This is a genomic window from Fulvivirga kasyanovii, assembly GCF_009711405.1.
Classification (GTDB): Bacteria; Bacteroidota; Bacteroidia; order Cytophagales; family Cyclobacteriaceae; genus Fulvivirga; species Fulvivirga kasyanovii.
This window is the reverse complement of sequence record NZ_SMLW01000523.1, coordinates 1-15,989: the sequence shown is the minus strand read 5'-3', so window position 1 is coordinate 15,989 and position 15,989 is coordinate 1. Positions and strand designations below refer to the sequence as shown.

At 39.6% G+C, this 15,989-nt stretch carries 15 protein-coding genes; 3 read left to right on the top strand and 12 right to left on the bottom strand.

Annotation, left to right across the window (positions count from 1 at the left end):
• The 8 genes from atpH to E1163_RS11425 all read right to left on the bottom strand — a co-directional run.
• The coding region (gene atpH / locus E1163_RS11460; RefSeq protein ID WP_155171777.1) for an ATP synthase F1 subunit delta at positions 1–468 on the bottom strand (468 nt) is incomplete at its 3' end.
• 2 nt (positions 469–470) lie between these two features.
• Positions 471–971: a F0F1 ATP synthase subunit B gene (locus E1163_RS11455; RefSeq protein ID WP_155171775.1), complete on the bottom strand. Its 501-nt coding sequence runs from the start codon at positions 969–971 to the stop codon at positions 471–473.
• 86 nt (positions 972–1,057) lie between these two features.
• Positions 1,058–1,246 carry an ATP synthase F0 subunit C gene (gene atpE / locus E1163_RS11450; RefSeq protein ID WP_155171773.1) on the bottom strand — a complete coding sequence of 63 codons (189 nt, stop codon included), beginning with the start codon at positions 1,244–1,246 and terminating at the stop codon, positions 1,058–1,060.
• Positions 1,247–1,283: 37 nt separating this feature from the next.
• The gene (gene atpB, locus E1163_RS11445) at positions 1,284–2,375 is read right to left on the bottom strand and encodes a F0F1 ATP synthase subunit A (protein WP_221417987.1); all 1,092 of its coding nucleotides are present in this window, start codon (positions 2,373–2,375) and stop codon (positions 1,284–1,286) included.
• Between the two features lie 113 nt (positions 2,376–2,488).
• Positions 2,489–2,875, bottom strand: a complete 387-nt coding sequence (locus E1163_RS11440; RefSeq protein ID WP_221417986.1) for a DUF6168 family protein — start codon at positions 2,873–2,875, stop codon at positions 2,489–2,491.
• Entirely contained in the window at positions 2,876–3,118 is a 243-nt protein-coding gene (locus E1163_RS31690) for an AtpZ/AtpI family protein (RefSeq protein ID WP_155171769.1), read from the bottom strand. It lies immediately after the preceding gene.
• Positions 3,072–3,503, bottom strand: coding sequence for a bactofilin family protein (locus E1163_RS11430; protein WP_155171767.1), 432 nt, complete (start codon positions 3,501–3,503; stop codon positions 3,072–3,074). The genes E1163_RS31690 and E1163_RS11430 overlap by 47 nt, the downstream gene beginning before the upstream one ends.
• Positions 3,504–3,514: 11 nt before the next feature.
• Positions 3,515–4,390: a M23 family metallopeptidase gene (locus tag E1163_RS11425; RefSeq protein WP_246223626.1), complete on the bottom strand. Its 876-nt coding sequence runs from the start codon at positions 4,388–4,390 to the stop codon at positions 3,515–3,517.
• A 204-nt stretch (positions 4,391–4,594) separates the two neighbouring features.
• Between E1163_RS11425 and porW the strand changes: the two genes are divergently transcribed.
• From porW to uvrC, 3 genes are read left to right on the top strand one after another with little or no spacing between them, the layout of a single operon-like run.
• Positions 4,595–7,177 carry a type IX secretion system periplasmic lipoprotein PorW/SprE gene (gene porW, locus E1163_RS11420; RefSeq protein WP_155171765.1) on the top strand — a complete coding sequence of 861 codons (2,583 nt, stop codon included), beginning with the start codon at positions 4,595–4,597 and terminating at the stop codon, positions 7,175–7,177.
• Positions 7,167–9,476, top strand: a complete 2,310-nt coding sequence (locus tag E1163_RS11415; protein ID WP_155171763.1) for a penicillin-binding protein 1A — start codon at positions 7,167–7,169, stop codon at positions 9,474–9,476. Before porW ends, E1163_RS11415 begins: the two co-directional genes overlap by 11 nt.
• Positions 9,477–9,493: 17 nt before the next feature.
• On the top strand, positions 9,494–11,278 hold the full coding sequence (gene uvrC, locus E1163_RS11410; RefSeq protein WP_155171761.1) for an excinuclease ABC subunit UvrC: 1,785 nt from the start codon (positions 9,494–9,496) through the stop codon (positions 11,276–11,278).
• Between the two features lie 53 nt (positions 11,279–11,331).
• On the opposite strand, the gene porN is transcribed toward uvrC, so the two are convergent.
• From porN to porK, 4 genes are all read right to left on the bottom strand, one after another.
• A complete protein-coding gene (gene porN, locus E1163_RS11405; protein WP_155171759.1) occupies positions 11,332–12,237 on the bottom strand; it encodes a type IX secretion system ring subunit PorN/GldN in 906 nt (301 codons plus the stop codon).
• Positions 12,238–12,254: 17 nt separating this feature from the next.
• A complete protein-coding gene (gene porM, locus E1163_RS11400) occupies positions 12,255–13,841 on the bottom strand; it encodes a type IX secretion system motor protein PorM/GldM (RefSeq protein ID WP_155171757.1) in 1,587 nt (528 codons plus the stop codon).
• A 46-nt stretch (positions 13,842–13,887) separates the two neighbouring features.
• Positions 13,888–14,712 carry a type IX secretion system motor protein PorL/GldL gene (porL, locus tag E1163_RS11395; RefSeq protein ID WP_155171755.1) on the bottom strand — a complete coding sequence of 275 codons (825 nt, stop codon included), beginning with the start codon at positions 14,710–14,712 and terminating at the stop codon, positions 13,888–13,890.
• Between the two features lie 62 nt (positions 14,713–14,774).
• The gene (gene porK / locus E1163_RS11390) at positions 14,775–15,848 is read right to left on the bottom strand and encodes a T9SS ring complex lipoprotein PorK/GldK (protein WP_155171753.1); all 1,074 of its coding nucleotides are present in this window, start codon (positions 15,846–15,848) and stop codon (positions 14,775–14,777) included.
• Between the last annotated feature and the right edge of the window lie 141 nt (positions 15,849–15,989).

Below are 15,989 nucleotides of genomic sequence, written 5' to 3'. Positions count from 1 at the left end.
TTTCAGCACATAACCTCCAATAATGTCCTTGTCTACTACTTCGCTTAACTCAACACTATCCTTGGCAGATATTTTCTTCACAAGGTCTTCAAATTGAGTGCGCAATTCAGGAGACAAAGGTACCGCCGTAGTTACTTTGGCCACCTCTATTTTCTTAAGCAGGTTATACTGATTATGAAACTCTTTAGCTATGGCAGGAAGTATACCTTCCCTGTTCTTTCTGGTAATGATATCAAAGATTGCCATAGTAAGATCATTCACCTTGCCTTTGAAAACCTTTTCAAGGATCGCCCTTTTCTTATCATGCTTAATGATAGGGTTCTTAAGCATAAGGGTAAACTCGCGGTTCTCATTGCAAAGCTCATGAAAAGACAGCATGTCTTTGTGTACTTCTTCCAATACACCTTTTTCCTCTGCTAGTTCCAGCAGTGATTTGGCGTACCTTGATGCTGCTCTGAATTCTGACATTTTTAGTTCAGCTTAACGTCTTTAATAAAATCTGAAATCAGCTCCTTTTGAGCACCTTCGTCATCCAGCTTTCTTTTCAACAGCTTTTCAGCTACCTGCAATGAAAGCTCTGCTACTAGTGTTCTTACTTCAGCCATAGCTGCCTGTTTTTCTACCTCAATGGCCGCTCTTGCATCAGCTATCATTTTGTCAGTCTGCTTGGTAGCATCTGCTTTAGCTTCTTCCCTTATACCATTTGCTACCTCTCTCGCATCCTGCAGAATAGTATCCCTCTGCTGTCTCGCCTCATCCAAAAGCTTCTCGTTATCCGCTTTTAGCTGAGCCATTTCTTCCTTAGCCCTTTCAGCAGAATCGAGAGCATCCTGAATGGACTCTTCCCTGATCTTTAGGGATTGGATAATGGGTTTCCAGGCAAACTTGGCCAATAAGAAAAGGAGAATCAGAAAAATGAATGCTTGCATGAAAAACAAGCCTGGTGAAAAGTCGTTTAGCAACTGATCCATTTTATATAATTTAGTTTTTTGTTTATTCTATTTAAGAAACACACCTTGCGCCTATCGCAACAAGGTGTGCTTACAAGTCTTCTGCATTATTGACCTAAGATCAAAGCACCAAATGCCAGACCTTCCAATAACGCACCAATGATAATCATGGCAGTTTGAATTTTACCGGCTGCCTCAGGCTGACGAGCAATACCTTCCATTGCTTTTCCACCGATTTGACCTAGTCCAATTCCACCACCGATTACGATTAATCCTGCTCCAATTAAATTGTACATGTGAATTGATTTATATAATTAAACAAAAATTCTATTTTTAATGATGATCATGCTCCTCTACAGCCATACCGATAAACAATGCCGACAGCATAGTAAAAATGTAGGCCTGAAGAAACGCAACCAATACTTCAATAACTGTAATAAATAAAGCCAATACCAGAGACATTCCTGTAGCTGCTACAGGACCAAACGACGCCTTCATCGTAATAGTCAAAGCAATAAGGCTCATCACAACAAAGTGTCCGGCAGTAATGTTGGCAAACAAACGAATCAGTAGCGCAAAGGGTTTGGTAAGCATACCCAGCACCTCAATAGGCATAAGTATGATCTTCATAGGTACCGGAACTCCCGGCATCCAGAAGATGTGCTTCCAGTAATCCTTTTTACCACTAAACTGAACGATAATAAAGGTGAACAATGCAAGGCAAACGGTTACGGCAATGTTACCTGTAACGTTAAAACCAAGAGGGGTAAGCCCCATGAGGTTCAATATCCATATGTAGAAAAATGCAGTAAGCAGGAAAGGCATGTATCTCTCGTAATACTTCTCCCCGATATTCGGCCTGGCCATTTCGTCCCTTACATATATAACCAGGGGCTCAAGCACTCTGCCTACTCCTGTAGGTATCGATTTCTTATTATAACTTTTAGCCAAAGAACCAAAAAGGTAGATCAAAAGAAATCCCGCGAACAGCATTCCTACCACATTCTTTGTAATAGAAAGATCCAAAGGCCTTGCATTAGTCGGGTGATGTTCTTCGTCAAAGTTCAGCTCGCCCTCTGCATTGGTTTTATATATTTTACCGTGATAAACTGTGTAGTAATTTCCGTTAGATTCGGCAACAGTTGTTCCGTGATGAAACTTTGATGACATAAATACGTGTAAACCATCATCCCATAGAATTACAGGAAGGGGAAAACCGATATGTTTGCCTGATTCACCCAATGTAAACAGGGTAAAATCGTGAGAATCTTGTAAGTGGTGCTTAATATAAGCGGTTATTTCCTCCTGGGTATCGACGGCACCGCCGTTACTGGCCTGCTCTCCTTCGCTTGCTGATGCGAAAGTCAGGCTCGAGAACAATAACAATGTCAGTATTGATAAAAGGCTTGTAATTTTTTTAGACATCACCATACTTAAAACGAATCCGTTATAAATTTGGGTGCAAAGCTAAGCAATTCTGAATAAGATCAACCTTTTTTTGTAATTGTTTTTTTCTGAAATTTCGGGGTTTCCAACGTTTACGCTTGCTGGGAATTCATCAGACGCCCACAATAGATTGCTTCAAAAATCAAAAACACAAACATGGGGACAACAACCGACAATCTTTCTGTCATATTCAGCTCATTCGCTCCAAATATGGCAGACTTGAATATGAGTACAAAAACACCAATTTTAATGAATACCGAGGCCAGATATGCATAGCCAACCTGAGAGGGTAAGCGGGTATTCAAGAGCTCTACAGAAAGACAAATCACAAAGTAAGCTATGAAGTGGAAGATGTACATTCCTGATAATGAAAAAGTCATTTCTTCTCCCATATAATCCAGCAAATATATGTGTACTACGTATAATATTACGGTTAGCATTACAACCACCACAGTAAAAGAAAGGAATCTCTTAATCATTTAATTGTCTGAATTGGATTTGATAACCTGGCGTATTATCATAACTGTAGAAAGGAGAACGGCTATCAACGTGATTACTTTTGTGTAAAGCTCGGATGTATTTCCTGTTTTTCCATCAATGTAAGACCCCAGTAAGCTACCAAGGTATATGGTTACGGCCATTTGTATAGCAAGCCCTGAATATCTTATAAAATTGTTATACGGCTTTGGCTCCTTCTGCTTTGAAGGCTTTGGCTGCTCCATTTTCACCTATTTTTATTTCCTTCACTGATACTCCCATTTTACAGCCTCCGTTAAATGTAGCACCTGACTCAACTATAAGTTTTGAAGTAATTATATCACCGTGAATTACGGCAGTAGGTTTTAATATAAGTATGTCTGTGATTTCAATATTACCTTTTAGCTCTCCCTCAACCTCAGCATTTTGAGCTAATATATTCCCTTCTACATGCGAAGATTGCCCAAGAGCCACTTTTGATTTGGTTTTTATATTACCGACAACCTTACCTTCTATTCTAATATTACCAAAAGTTTCAATATTACCCTGGAGTACCGTGCCCTTACCAATTATATTGCTGGAATTGCTAATTTGCTCTGCAACCTTATGACTTTCTTTTGAATTAAACATGGGCTTTACATTTAAAAAGTTACAAATTCTTCCGGATTAACCGAGTTTCCATTATTCCACAATTCGAAGTGTAAATGTGGGCCATCTGTCAAATCGCCAGTATTACCTATTATTGAAATAATTTCCCCAGCATTTACAAAACTACCAACTTTTTTTAATAGTTCAGCATTATGCTTATAAACTGATATTAGATTGCCACGGTGCTGAATAGCAATGACATAGCCTGAATCCTGAGTCCAGGATGACATGATAACTGTACCATCTGCGACACTCTTTACCGGTTCATTTTTCTTCGCTACTACATCCACTCCAAAATGTCCTTCTTTTACATTATAAGGAGCCGAAACAAAACCTGAAATTGGGGAAAAGAAAAACATTTCCTGCAACTCGCTGTATGCTCCTGTATTAAGGTTGAGCAGTGAAAGGTCGGTTTGCTCAAACTCCTGTCGAAACTGGGAATCGATTGGGGATAGCTTGCTCACATCCACCATGGCCTGGCTATTAACTATCTCCTGTTCTGTATTTCCGGGAGATTCATAGTCTTTGTAAACCTGGGATGTATCACCACTTAATACCCGCTGAAAATTTTTAATAAAACGGTCTTTTTCATCCACCTCCTGAGCCAGGGAATCCACCTTGAGTGTAAGCTCATAAAGGCTTTTATTTGCTTCTATCTGCGCGTGTCTGGGATCGAACCACTGCGCCAGCAATGTTTTAACCAGCAAAAGGCTGAGGGCCATCAAAACGATAAATACAGTCACCGTCAAAAGTATTACCTTCGCATAGGTGAAACTGAATGTGGATTTTTCAGCAAAGTTCTCCTCGTTTCTTATGATAAGCAGGTAGCGGTTAACTAACCAACTCGAAAGTGTCTTTCTTGCCTTCAAATTGCTGCGGATTAAATTTTGGGGAACAAAAATAGATATTATAAACGATTATTGTATTAATTAACTTAATTTTTACGTTTTGTTCAGGAATACGCATTATTAGTATTTTCTGATATAAATTACCAGAAAAAAATTAGTGATCTTTATTGCAAAATTTAAATAAAGCGGACGTTCATTTTTAGAGTTTAACGAATAAAAAATACATTGTTACGTTTAAGGCACCATTTTTTTTACATATCCGTCATTATTATAGCCCTGCTTGCATCCTGCTCTGCAGAGCGTAAAAACATCATTAGCAAAACCTATCATAATACTACCGCAAGGTACAATGCTTACTTCTATGCTAAAGAAAACATCAGGGAAATAGAAAAAATTCTGGATGACAGCTATGATAATGACTACAACAATATACTCAATATCTACCCTGAAATTGACTCAGTATTAGCAAAAACCTATGAAGACAAAGTAGAGGAATGTATCAAGAAAGCATCTATAGCTATACAAAGGCATAAAAACAGTAAGTGGGTTGATGACAGCTACATCCTCATAGGGCTGGCTCGCCTCTACAGTACGGATTATGTTAATGCCATAGAAACCTTCAAATACGTAAACACCAAAAGCGAAGATCCTGATGCAAGACACCGGGCACTGGCACACCTGCTCAGGACGTTTACCGATTACAACGAGTACAACAATGCCATTTCGGTGTCGGACTATCTGAAAAAAGAAAAGCTAAATAAAAACAATCAAAAACTACTTTACATCAACAGGGCGCACTACTATCAAGTCCAGGAAGACCATGACAACATGGTTCAAAACCTGGTAAAGGCGGCACCCTTATTGAAGAAAAAAGATGGTAAAGGGAGAATATATTTTATTATAGGTCAGGTATATCAAATGCTTGGTTTTGATGCGGAGGCCTTTAACTATTACAAAAAGTGCATAGCCAGCAATCCGGAATATGAACTTGATTTTTATGCCCGCCTATACATGGCTCAGGTAACAGAGTTGGGAAAATCGAGTGATTTGAAAAGTGCCCGAAAGCTTTTCAAAAAACTGTTGAAAGATAAAAAGAACAAAGAATTCAAGGACAAAATCTATTACGAAATGGCCGCCTTCGAATTACGCCAAAACAACCTTGACGATGCCATTGAATATCTTAAAGAATCTGTAAAGGCAAGCACAAACAATAACAGGCAAAAGGGGCAATCCTATCTCAAACTGGGAGAGATCCATTACGACAGCTTAAGGAAATACGAATTGGCAAAAGCTTATTATGACAGCACCATCACCGTACTTCCAAAGGACTATGATAATTACGAGCAGATCAAGGAAAGGCAAGAGGTATTGGCAGACTTTGTAGAGCAATTGAACACCATACAACTGCAAGACAGTCTCCTGGCTCTTTCTGAAATGGATTCAATAAGTATTCGGAAGCAAATTGACGAATATATCGCCGCCGAGGAAGAAAGAAAAAAAGAAGAGGAGGAGAAAGAAAGGAAACGAATCAGACGAAATACCTTTAACCAGCTACAGGACAATACCGGCTTTAGTTCTACCAGTTGGTACTTCGATAATCCGTCAGCCATAGCTATGGGTCAGACTGAGTTTAAAAGAATATGGGGAGACAGGCCGTTGGAAGATAACTGGAGAAGATCTAATAAAGAATCTGAGCAGGATTATGAACAGGTAGCAGCGAATGAAGACATCGGCAACACTAACAAAGACACTGACAATATCGAGGTGGGAGAAGAAGACCCTGAGATGGTAGTGACTGCCCAGGCCGAAAAAATGTACAACCAAATACCTTTTTCAGCAGAAGCCAAAGAAAGAGCATTGGATCAAATTGAAGAAGCTTATTATAAACTTGGTAATATTTATTACTTCAACCTGCACGAAGAACGGAACGCAGCAACTTCATTTGAAACCTTGCTACAACGATTTCCTGAAACAGAACATGAACCAGAGGTTCTTTACCACCTTTACCTTATTAATAAAAGCTTAGGAAAGGATGTTGAAAAATTTAAAAACAGGTTACTGTCTCAGTATCCTAACTCCACATATGCCAAGCTTCTTGCTAATCCCAATTACACAGAGGAAAGCACGGCAGCTAATGAGCAGTTGAAAAAGGCATATAAAACTGCATACGAGATGTATAGCAATGGGCAGTACCAGGAAGCTCTTGGGGTATTGAACCAGGCTATGAATGATTATCAGGAAACTGTATTTACTCCTCGCCTCAAGCTGCTTAAGGTCCTGATCACCGGTAAAACGGAAGATATTAATTTGTACCAGTATCAGCTTACGGAATTTATTAAAGAGCATCCGGATAGTGACATAACTCCCTATGCCAAAGAATTGCTGACCGCTTCTGAAAACTTCCTTAAAAAGCAAAGGAGGTTACTGGGAACCGAATTTGTAACATATTTCGATCAGGAGCATTACCTCGTAGTGGTATACGATGCAGGAAAAGGCATAACGGATAAAATCTACCCGCTTATTGAAACTTATAACGATACCAACTTCGAAAAGCAGGATCTAAAAACAAGTAATCTGATCCTGGATAATAATCGATCCATTACCATGGTCTCGAGTTTTGAAGACAAGCAGGAGGCTCTGGCATATTTTAAAAAATTTGTAAGTGAAGATGTAATTTTGGAGAAAACTCAGAACTCAAAAATTTATAAATTTGTAATCACCAAAGATAATTTCAACATCTTCTATCAAAGTAAAGATTTAGAAGCCTACATAAGGTTTTTTGATAAGAATTATAAAAATGGACTTTAAAGAAACCCTCAATAAAAAAAGTAAGGGATACAAAATATCGGTTGTTGCCCTGCGTGTATTTTTAGTTTGTATAATACTATTATTTCCAATCTATATATGGTCGGTGAGTATTGATCTTTTCGGTCTGTATGGCGGTATGCCGAGTTTAAAAGCTCTCGAAAATCCTGAAAATGATCTTTCATCAGAACTTATATCATCCGATGGTGTATCACTCGGAAGGTATTTCAGGTATAACCGAAGTCAGATTTCATATGATGACTTGTCTCCGGACCTCGTAAATACATTATTACTTTCTGAGGATCATAGATTCTATGACCATTCAGGAATGGACTTTATTGCTTATTTAAGGGTAATAAAAGGAATCCTTACCTTCAACTATGCCGGCGGAGGAAGTACGATTACACAACAACTTGCCAAAAACCTTTACACGCAGGATGAGGAGCTTGAAGGCACAATAGCTTCATGGGGCAGATATCCTAAACGTATTGTTGAGAAAACCAAAGAATGGATCATTTCTGTCTATCTCGAACGTAACTTCACCAAGGAAGAAATTATTGCCATGTATCTGAACACCGCGGAATTTGGCAGTAACTCATTCGGAATAAAAACAGCCGCAGAAACCTTCTTTAACAAAAGCCCTGCAGAACTGAATATTCAAGAGTCAGCGGTGCTTATAGGTCTTCTTCAAGCAGTGACTTACTTTAATCCTGTAAGAAACCCGGAAAACTCCCTTAGAAAAAGAAATGAAGTGCTATATAAAGTACATAAGCACGGATATATAATTGACAGTCAGGAAGAGTATGATTCAATAAGCGCACTACCCATAGAGTTGGATTATGATGTAGCCAACCAAAACAAGGGATTAGCAACATACTTCAGAACAGTAATAAGAAAAGATCTTATGGACTGGTGTGAAGAGAATGGTTACGATCTCTGGGAAGATGGTTTGAAAATTTATACCACCATAGACAGCCGCATGCAACAATACGCAGAACAGGCGGTAAAAGAACATATGGCCAATCTTCAAAAAGTGTTTGATGAGCACTGGAAAGGAAGAAACCCATGGCTGGATGATCACGGCAGGGAAATTAAGGGGTTTCTTGAGAATAGGTTTAAAAGAACCGAACATTACAGGCTACTGGTGAAAAAGTATGGTTCAGACTCAGACTCTGTAAAAATAGTTATGAACCTACCCAAGAAAATGACCGTTTTCACCTGGGAAGGTGAGAAAGATACTTTGCTTAGTCCTTTAGATTCATTGGCATATTATAAAAGATTTCTACAGGCAGGCCTGATGTCTATGGATCCGCACACAGGCCATATTAAAGCCTGGGTAGGAGGGATAGACCATAAGTTCTTTAAATATGACCACGTAAAGCAAGGTAAAAGACAACCTGGTTCTACTTTCAAACCGTTTGTATACGGAGCTGCTATTGAGCATGGGTATCCGCCATGCTACAAGGTTCGGGATGTTATGGTTACATTTCAGGTACCCGGCGATCCTCCAACATGGTCACCTCCAAATTCTGATGGCACATATGGTACAGGCGAAGAAATGACAATACGACAAGGTATGGCCAGATCAGTGAATACCATAACGGCCTATCTTATGAAGGAAATCAAACCTGAAAATGTTGTTGATTTTGCCAGAAGGGTAGGAGTTGAAAGTCCACTGGATGCTGTTCCCGCCTTAAGCTTGGGTGTGAGTGACGTTTCCATTTATGAAATGGTTGGAGCATACAGCACGTTTGCCAATCTTGGAATATACACTAAGCCATATTACATCACACGTATAGAGGATAAAAATGGTAATGTAATAGAAAACTTTGTTCCCAAAACCAGACAGGCCATAAGTCAACAGACAGCCTATAAAATGCTTTATATGTTAAAAGGTGGTGTTGAGGAAAGAGGTGGTACTTCAGTGGGTATAGACATGGAGCTCAAGATCAATAACGAAGTAGGTGGTAAAACCGGAACAACCAACAACGCCTCTGACGGGTGGTATATGGGAGTAACTAAAGATTTAGTCACAGGAGTATGGGTAGGAGGAGATGAGAGGAGTATACACTTCCGAAACTGGTCCCTTGGCCAGGGAGCTAAAACAGCTCGCCCCATCTGGGAAAAGTACATGCTCAAAGTATATAAGGATAAGGACTTGGGTTACGATAAAGGGTCATTCCAAAGACCTGTAGGAGGCGTGGATGTAAGTCTTGACTGTAGCAGGTACGGTACCAGTTCAGAATCTGATAATTCTGAAGTTGAAGAAAACCCTGCATGGGACGAGGGCGATTTTCGCTAATTAGCAAGGAGAATTAAATGCAAATACCGCGACATTCGGTAGAAGAAAGAAATACATTGCCTAATGCACCCGGCGTATACAAGTTCTTCAATAAAGAAGAAGAACTTATATACGTTGGTAAGGCAAAAAGCCTGAAAAAGAGGGTTAGCAGCTACTTTAGCAAATCACACCAGCTTAACAGAAAAACAAGGAAGCTAATCTCAGAGATTGTGTCGATGGAGTATACCCTGGCCAACACTGAGTTTGATGCATTGCTTCTTGAAAACAATCTGATTAAGGAAAACCAGCCCAAATATAATATCCTTCTTAAGGACGATAAGACCTACCCGTATATATGTATTGTAAACGAGAGGCTACCCCGCATAATCTCAACCAGAACATTTGACCCCACATATGGTGAGTATTTTGGCCCATACTCAAGTGTAGTGGCCATGAAAAATGTTCTGGATCTATTAAGAAAGCTGTATTCTATACGTACATGCAAGTTTAACTTATCGGAAAAGAACATATTGGAGGGTAAATTTAAAGTATGTCTTGAGTATCATATCGGGAACTGCAAAGGCCCTTGCGAAAACCTCCAGTCCAAAGAGGATTACGACAATGAAATAGAACAGGCCAGGAATATTCTGAAAGGCAATCTCTCTGTAGTAAGAAACTATTTTAAACAACAGATGCTTACTGCATCAGAAACTCTGGAGTTCGAATCTGCTCAAAAATTTAAAGACAAAATTGATCTTTTGGACAAGTTCCAAACACGATCTACAGTTGTAAATCCTAAGCTTTCGGAACTAGATGTCTTCTCCATAGTAAGTGAAAAGCAAGTGGCTTTTGTCAATTACCTTCAAGTCAAAAACGGAGCAATTATTTTAGCAAGAACCGTCGAGATCAAAAAGAAGCTGGAAGAATCTGACGAAGATGTGCTAAGCTTAATAGCTGTGGAACTTCGAGACCGCCATGGAAGCAGCAATAAGGAGATTATATCCAATATCGCTATCACATTGGAAGAAGACGTAAACAACGTACTACCCAAAATTGGGGATAAGAAAAAACTACTGGATCTATCTCTTAAAAATGCCCTGGAGTATAAGAAAGACAGATTAAAGCCCTCTGGCAAAGAGAAAAAGAATGAAACACTACTCCAGTTAAAAATGGATCTGAAGCTACAGGAAGTGCCACAGCAAATTGAATGCTTTGACAATAGTAACCTCCAGGGGACGAACCCGGTAGCTTCAATGGTCTGCTTTAAAGACGGAAAGCCCTCTAAAAAAGATTACAGACACTTCAACATTAAAACGGTAGAGGGGCCTGACGACTTCGCATCTATGAAAGAAATCGTTCATCGTCGATACAGACGTCTGTTAAACGAAGATCTGCCGCTCCCCCAACTCATCGTAATAGACGGCGGGAAAGGTCAGTTAAGCAGCGCATGTGAGGCCTTAAGAGAGTTAGACTTATATGGCAAGATACCCATAGTCGGTATTGCCAAACGTCTGGAAGAAATATATTTCCCGGGCGACTCAATACCCATCCATATCAGCAAAAAATCACCATCATTATTTCTTTTACAACGCATAAGAGATGAAGCTCACCGGTTCGCCATTACTTTTCACCGTCAAAAGAGAAGTAGCTCCAGTTTTAACACTGAACTGGAGGCAATCAAAGGTGTAGGTAAGAAAACAACAGACCGATTGCTAAAAGAATATAAGTCGACACGTAAGATCAAGGCATTGTCGAAAGAAGAACTCATCGAGTTTCTGGGGCAAAGCAAAGCTCAACTTGTATATAACCACTTCCACAAATAAAAAGAGGCTGGTTCAATATTGAACCAGCCTCTTTAATATTAACTTTCTGTATTTTAGTACTCCCAAAGGTTATGCTCTTTCTCCATAAGCTGCATTTCCCACCACTCAGATGCCATAACAGCCTCCATTCGGTTTTTGTACATATCAACTATTGGATCATCATCCGGGTTTTCAAATTTAAACAGGGAAGCTCTAAACAGCCTTAACTCGAAAGCATCAGCAAAGTTTTTGTTCTCCGCACTGTTGTATCTGTTTATCCAGATGGCACTTTCCGGGTGATCTTTAAACAATTTGTGCAAATCCTTATACTTGAGGACAACCAAAGGCAACTGCACACCGTCCAAAGTTTCGGAACCAGGGATAATCAATTGTAAAGACTGTGGTTTATGATAAAGCCTAGATCTTCTCTTGTCAAATATCACATCTTCCATCAACATTAGTAAACTAATTTGTCTAGGAAGGAAAAGGATAGCATCACCTACACCTGGAGTTTCTTCCCAGTCATCTGGTGATTCAGAAGGAACTGATGTTACCTCATCAAAGATTGCTGAGTAAACAACACCGTTATATTTAACCTGATCACCTTCGTAATACTCAACACCAGGCTGCCATGCGTCTATTTGCAATCCTTCCTGATACACGAGTTTACTCATGAATTCATCCTTGCTCATTTTAGTAGTCAGTGAATCATTAACATATAGGTCTGAAAGCTCACCTGATTTAATGGCATCCAGAATGAAGCCGGTAATCTCGCCTCCTCTGGCAAAGAAACCTTTATTTTGCTTCTCCTTTAAGTCAATAACTCTCCACACCCTTCTCTTAAACAAGTGCTCATATCTGGCTATAGGCTCTATTGAATTAGGGTTATACTGATCTAATTCACTCAATTGAGCATAAGTTGCGGGTGTTGCAAAAATCCCTACTAAGACAACGAGGATATATTTCTTAAACTTCATCATTTCACACCTTATATTTATTAATCAATCGGAATACTATAAATAGTAGTTGCCGGCTTCACTCTTTCGTTTTCACCCTGATAAGTTCTTCTGGTTACATTCTCAACCTTTACGATCAGGTTATCACCTTTTCTGAACAAGCTTCTCCAAGCCCTTAGGTCAATATTCTCTGAAGTGAAATCCTCAGCCTTAATTTGCCTACCAGCTCTGGCCAACTTTACGTTAACCTTAGACACTCTGTATCTGGCATCTTTTGGCACCTCTCGGGCGAAGTTCTCATCAGGCTCTGCACTCACCTTAATAGTAGTAAGAGCTGCTGCTGTTATTCCCTTCTCAAAGTCTACAGGTCGATTCCTTGATGAGATTTCAATGTTTGGCGGTGGCACCTTCTTAACATCAAACGTTTCAGTACCTAAAACATTGCCTCCATTACTAACTGTTAATTTAACTTTACTTCTTCCTTCAGGAATTACAGTAACCAATCCGGTTCTGTTACCTTTAACCACCTTTGCACCAGATGATGAGAAAGAAGGGTTATAAGCCGTACCTAATGCAGGCACCTGAATGTCCAGTTCGTTACCACAGTTCATATACAAAGCTTGCAACGCTGCAGACCTCACCTGGATAACAGGCTTAACCACAAAGTACTTATGATCAATAGTATAAGTAGAGTCATTAAGTGTAATCTGTGCCTTGAATGACTGCTCTGACATTAAAGTTTTCGGATCATAATTTCCAGCCTTGGCTGAAAATTTAACCTTACCATATTTAATACCAAACTCATTCTGCTCAGCAGGCACTTCTTTGCCATTGTACATAAACGTTGGGTCCATGCCAGTTGCAGCGGCTGTAATAAATAAATCAGCTTCGAAATCCGCACCTGCAGCTACAACATTTGAGGTAGGTCTGATCAAAGGTACCAGCTTATCAAATTCTACATCCTTTGCTCCAACCTCTTCAGCAAGATCTTCCAATGCCCTCGCCTCATAGTTAAGTACCTCTGTTTCCAAATGGCTTATTGTAGCCATACCTGCTGCGGTTGGCGTGTTTCCAAAATAATATTCAGAAAAGGTTTTATTTTTTTGATCTTCATCATTTTTAGCGATCTCAATATCCTTGGCATCCTTTGCCAAAGGAGCAAACTGATCACCGGTTAAACTCTCAAGTTGCTTAGCGTATTCGTTTAGCTTCTTCTTAAGTGTTTCTCCCTCTCCTTTTTTGATCATATAATTACCAACGATATCATAATCCTTAGCTCCTACAAGCTGATTATTTTCGTCACGTCCGCCTGTAATTTCAACCATAGTCTCTCTTAGGTCGTGCATATAGGTCAACGTCTCATTGGTCAACTCTTTTACCTTTTTGGCTTTATCCAGAGCCGCTCTGTCTGCTGCCCTGTCACCCTTGCTTTTAACCTCAGATGTAATAGCTGATAACGTTTTTGTATTTTTTTCAGCCATTTCTTCACCTGAACGTCTAAGGGCTTCATCGATAAAGACAAACTTCTCGAGTACCGCATTACTTACCTGCAACGCCAGTAGCGCGGTAAGAACAAGGTACATCATACCTATCATCTTCTGTCTTGGGGTTTCTTTTCCACCAGCCATGTTAGATTCGTTTTGTTAATGAATAAATCATAAATTCTTTTTACCCTTATTGATTAGGGTTTCCTCCACCTCTCATTGCAGTGAGCATACTTCCGTATACTTTGTTGAGAGAAGTCAGGTTACCAGTCAATTTGTCTAACTCATTAGCAAAAGACTTAGTTTTTTCACCTGCTTGTGTCATTCCTTCTAATGCTCCAGCCATGTTTGTGTAAAACTTATTCATAGCTTTTACGTGACTGTCAGCATCCTTCAATTCCATCTCGTAAACGGCGTTCAACGCACTCAGATTCTTTGTTACATTTTGCACCTGTGTGTGGTACTCTTTCGAATCTTTAGTAGCATCTGCCATTGCTGACATAGCCTGTGCTGTTGTAGCGTAAGATTTATTCATTTCCGACAATGATTGTGAGGCGGTTTTCACATTTTTTGCATAGTCGTTTGTTGCAACGGCAGCATCTGCCAAATTAGACATTTTAGATGCGGAGTCCGCCATACTTCTCATTCCCTTTCCAAGGCTCTCTATGAGTTCAGGACCTATTTTAGACTTCTCCATCATTTTATCAAGTTCTTGTGATGGAGAAACTCCTGGTTTATTTGAAATTCTTGGAGCTGTGGCTGCTCCCTCGTAATCCTCAGCTAATTCAGGATAGACTTTAGACCAATCTGGCTCTGCATGTGGTGGTTCAAAAGCACTTAAGAAGAAAATGATAGCTTCTGTGGTCAAACCTATCATTAGCATTTGATTAGCTCCTTCCAAATGCAAAATCTTAAACATCGCACCTATAATTACTACTGCAGCACCTATACCATAAATCTTGGGCATTATGGTCCTAAATAGAAGTTCTGCAAATCCGCCTTTTTTTCTACTCATTGTCTTAAGGTTTTAATTTTAATGAAAGTTAATTTTAATGTGTTTGATAATAAAAATCAAATTTAAAATTCGGTTCCTGATGATCTTCCTAAATGAGTCATAGCATTACGGAAACCAATATATGCCCTGACTGAATCTTTGAACTCAAAAGTTCTTGTTCCTGTCTCCAGATAGTACGCGACATCCTTCCACGATCCTCCTCGAATCACCTTCTTAGGCAAGATATCGGGATCATATTTCGCACTATTTGGATCTGTTCTCTTATCGATGTATTGAGGGTTCAAATCCCACACTGTTGGTACAGATATAGGGCTAAAGTCATCAAGACACCATTCTGCCACATTACCAGCCATATCATAAAGGCCATAGTCGTTAGCAAAGTAAGATGCAACAGGTGCTGTGTATGCAAAGCCATCATCGTAAAAATTACCTCTGCCTGGTTTGAAGTTAGCCAGCATACAACCTTTTGAGTTTCTTATGTATGGATTACCCCATGGATATTTAGCCATATCTCTACCACCTCTCGCGGCGTATTCCCACTCTGCCTCGTTAGGAAGCCTGAAAGATGGCATAGGTACTTCTCCTATACTTCTTCTGAAATCTGCCCAGTAAGCAGTTCTCCATTTACTGAAATAAATTGCAGCTTCCCAGTTAACACCCACAACAGGGTAGTCGTCATAACCAGGATGCCAGTAGTAGTAATCCTGAACAGGATCACCCATGTGATGTGCAAAATCCCTAACCCAAACAGTAGTATCAGGATAATAATCACTCATAATCTTATCTTCACCCAATACACTTACCGAGTCTTCGAGAAGTTGGTTTATGAACTGACGATATTCATTATTCGTAATTTCAGTATCATCCATATAGAATGATCCGATTGTGATCTGTTTGTTGAAATTGATCTGTGTTGACGCAGGATCTTCATCTGCCTGCCCCATATGAAACGTCCCGGCAGGAATGGGAACCATACCATAGGGTAGCGTCATAACCCAACCTTCTCGTCCGGGTACACCTACCAGTTCACCCTGATCTCCTCCGCCGCCACCAAGGCCTAAGAGTCCACAACCTCCTAATATTGCTGGTGTCAACAACAACAATGAGTAGAGGAATCTTCTTGTAACTTTACGCATAACACTTTTCTTTAAAACCTTTAACTTAATTAATTTAAGTTAAAGCCAACCAAGTTTGTTTAAATTTGAAGTGGAAATATATAAAAAAAATTCTATTTAAAATCTTTCAATAAGAGTTTTTAATACCACCCTTGCTAATAT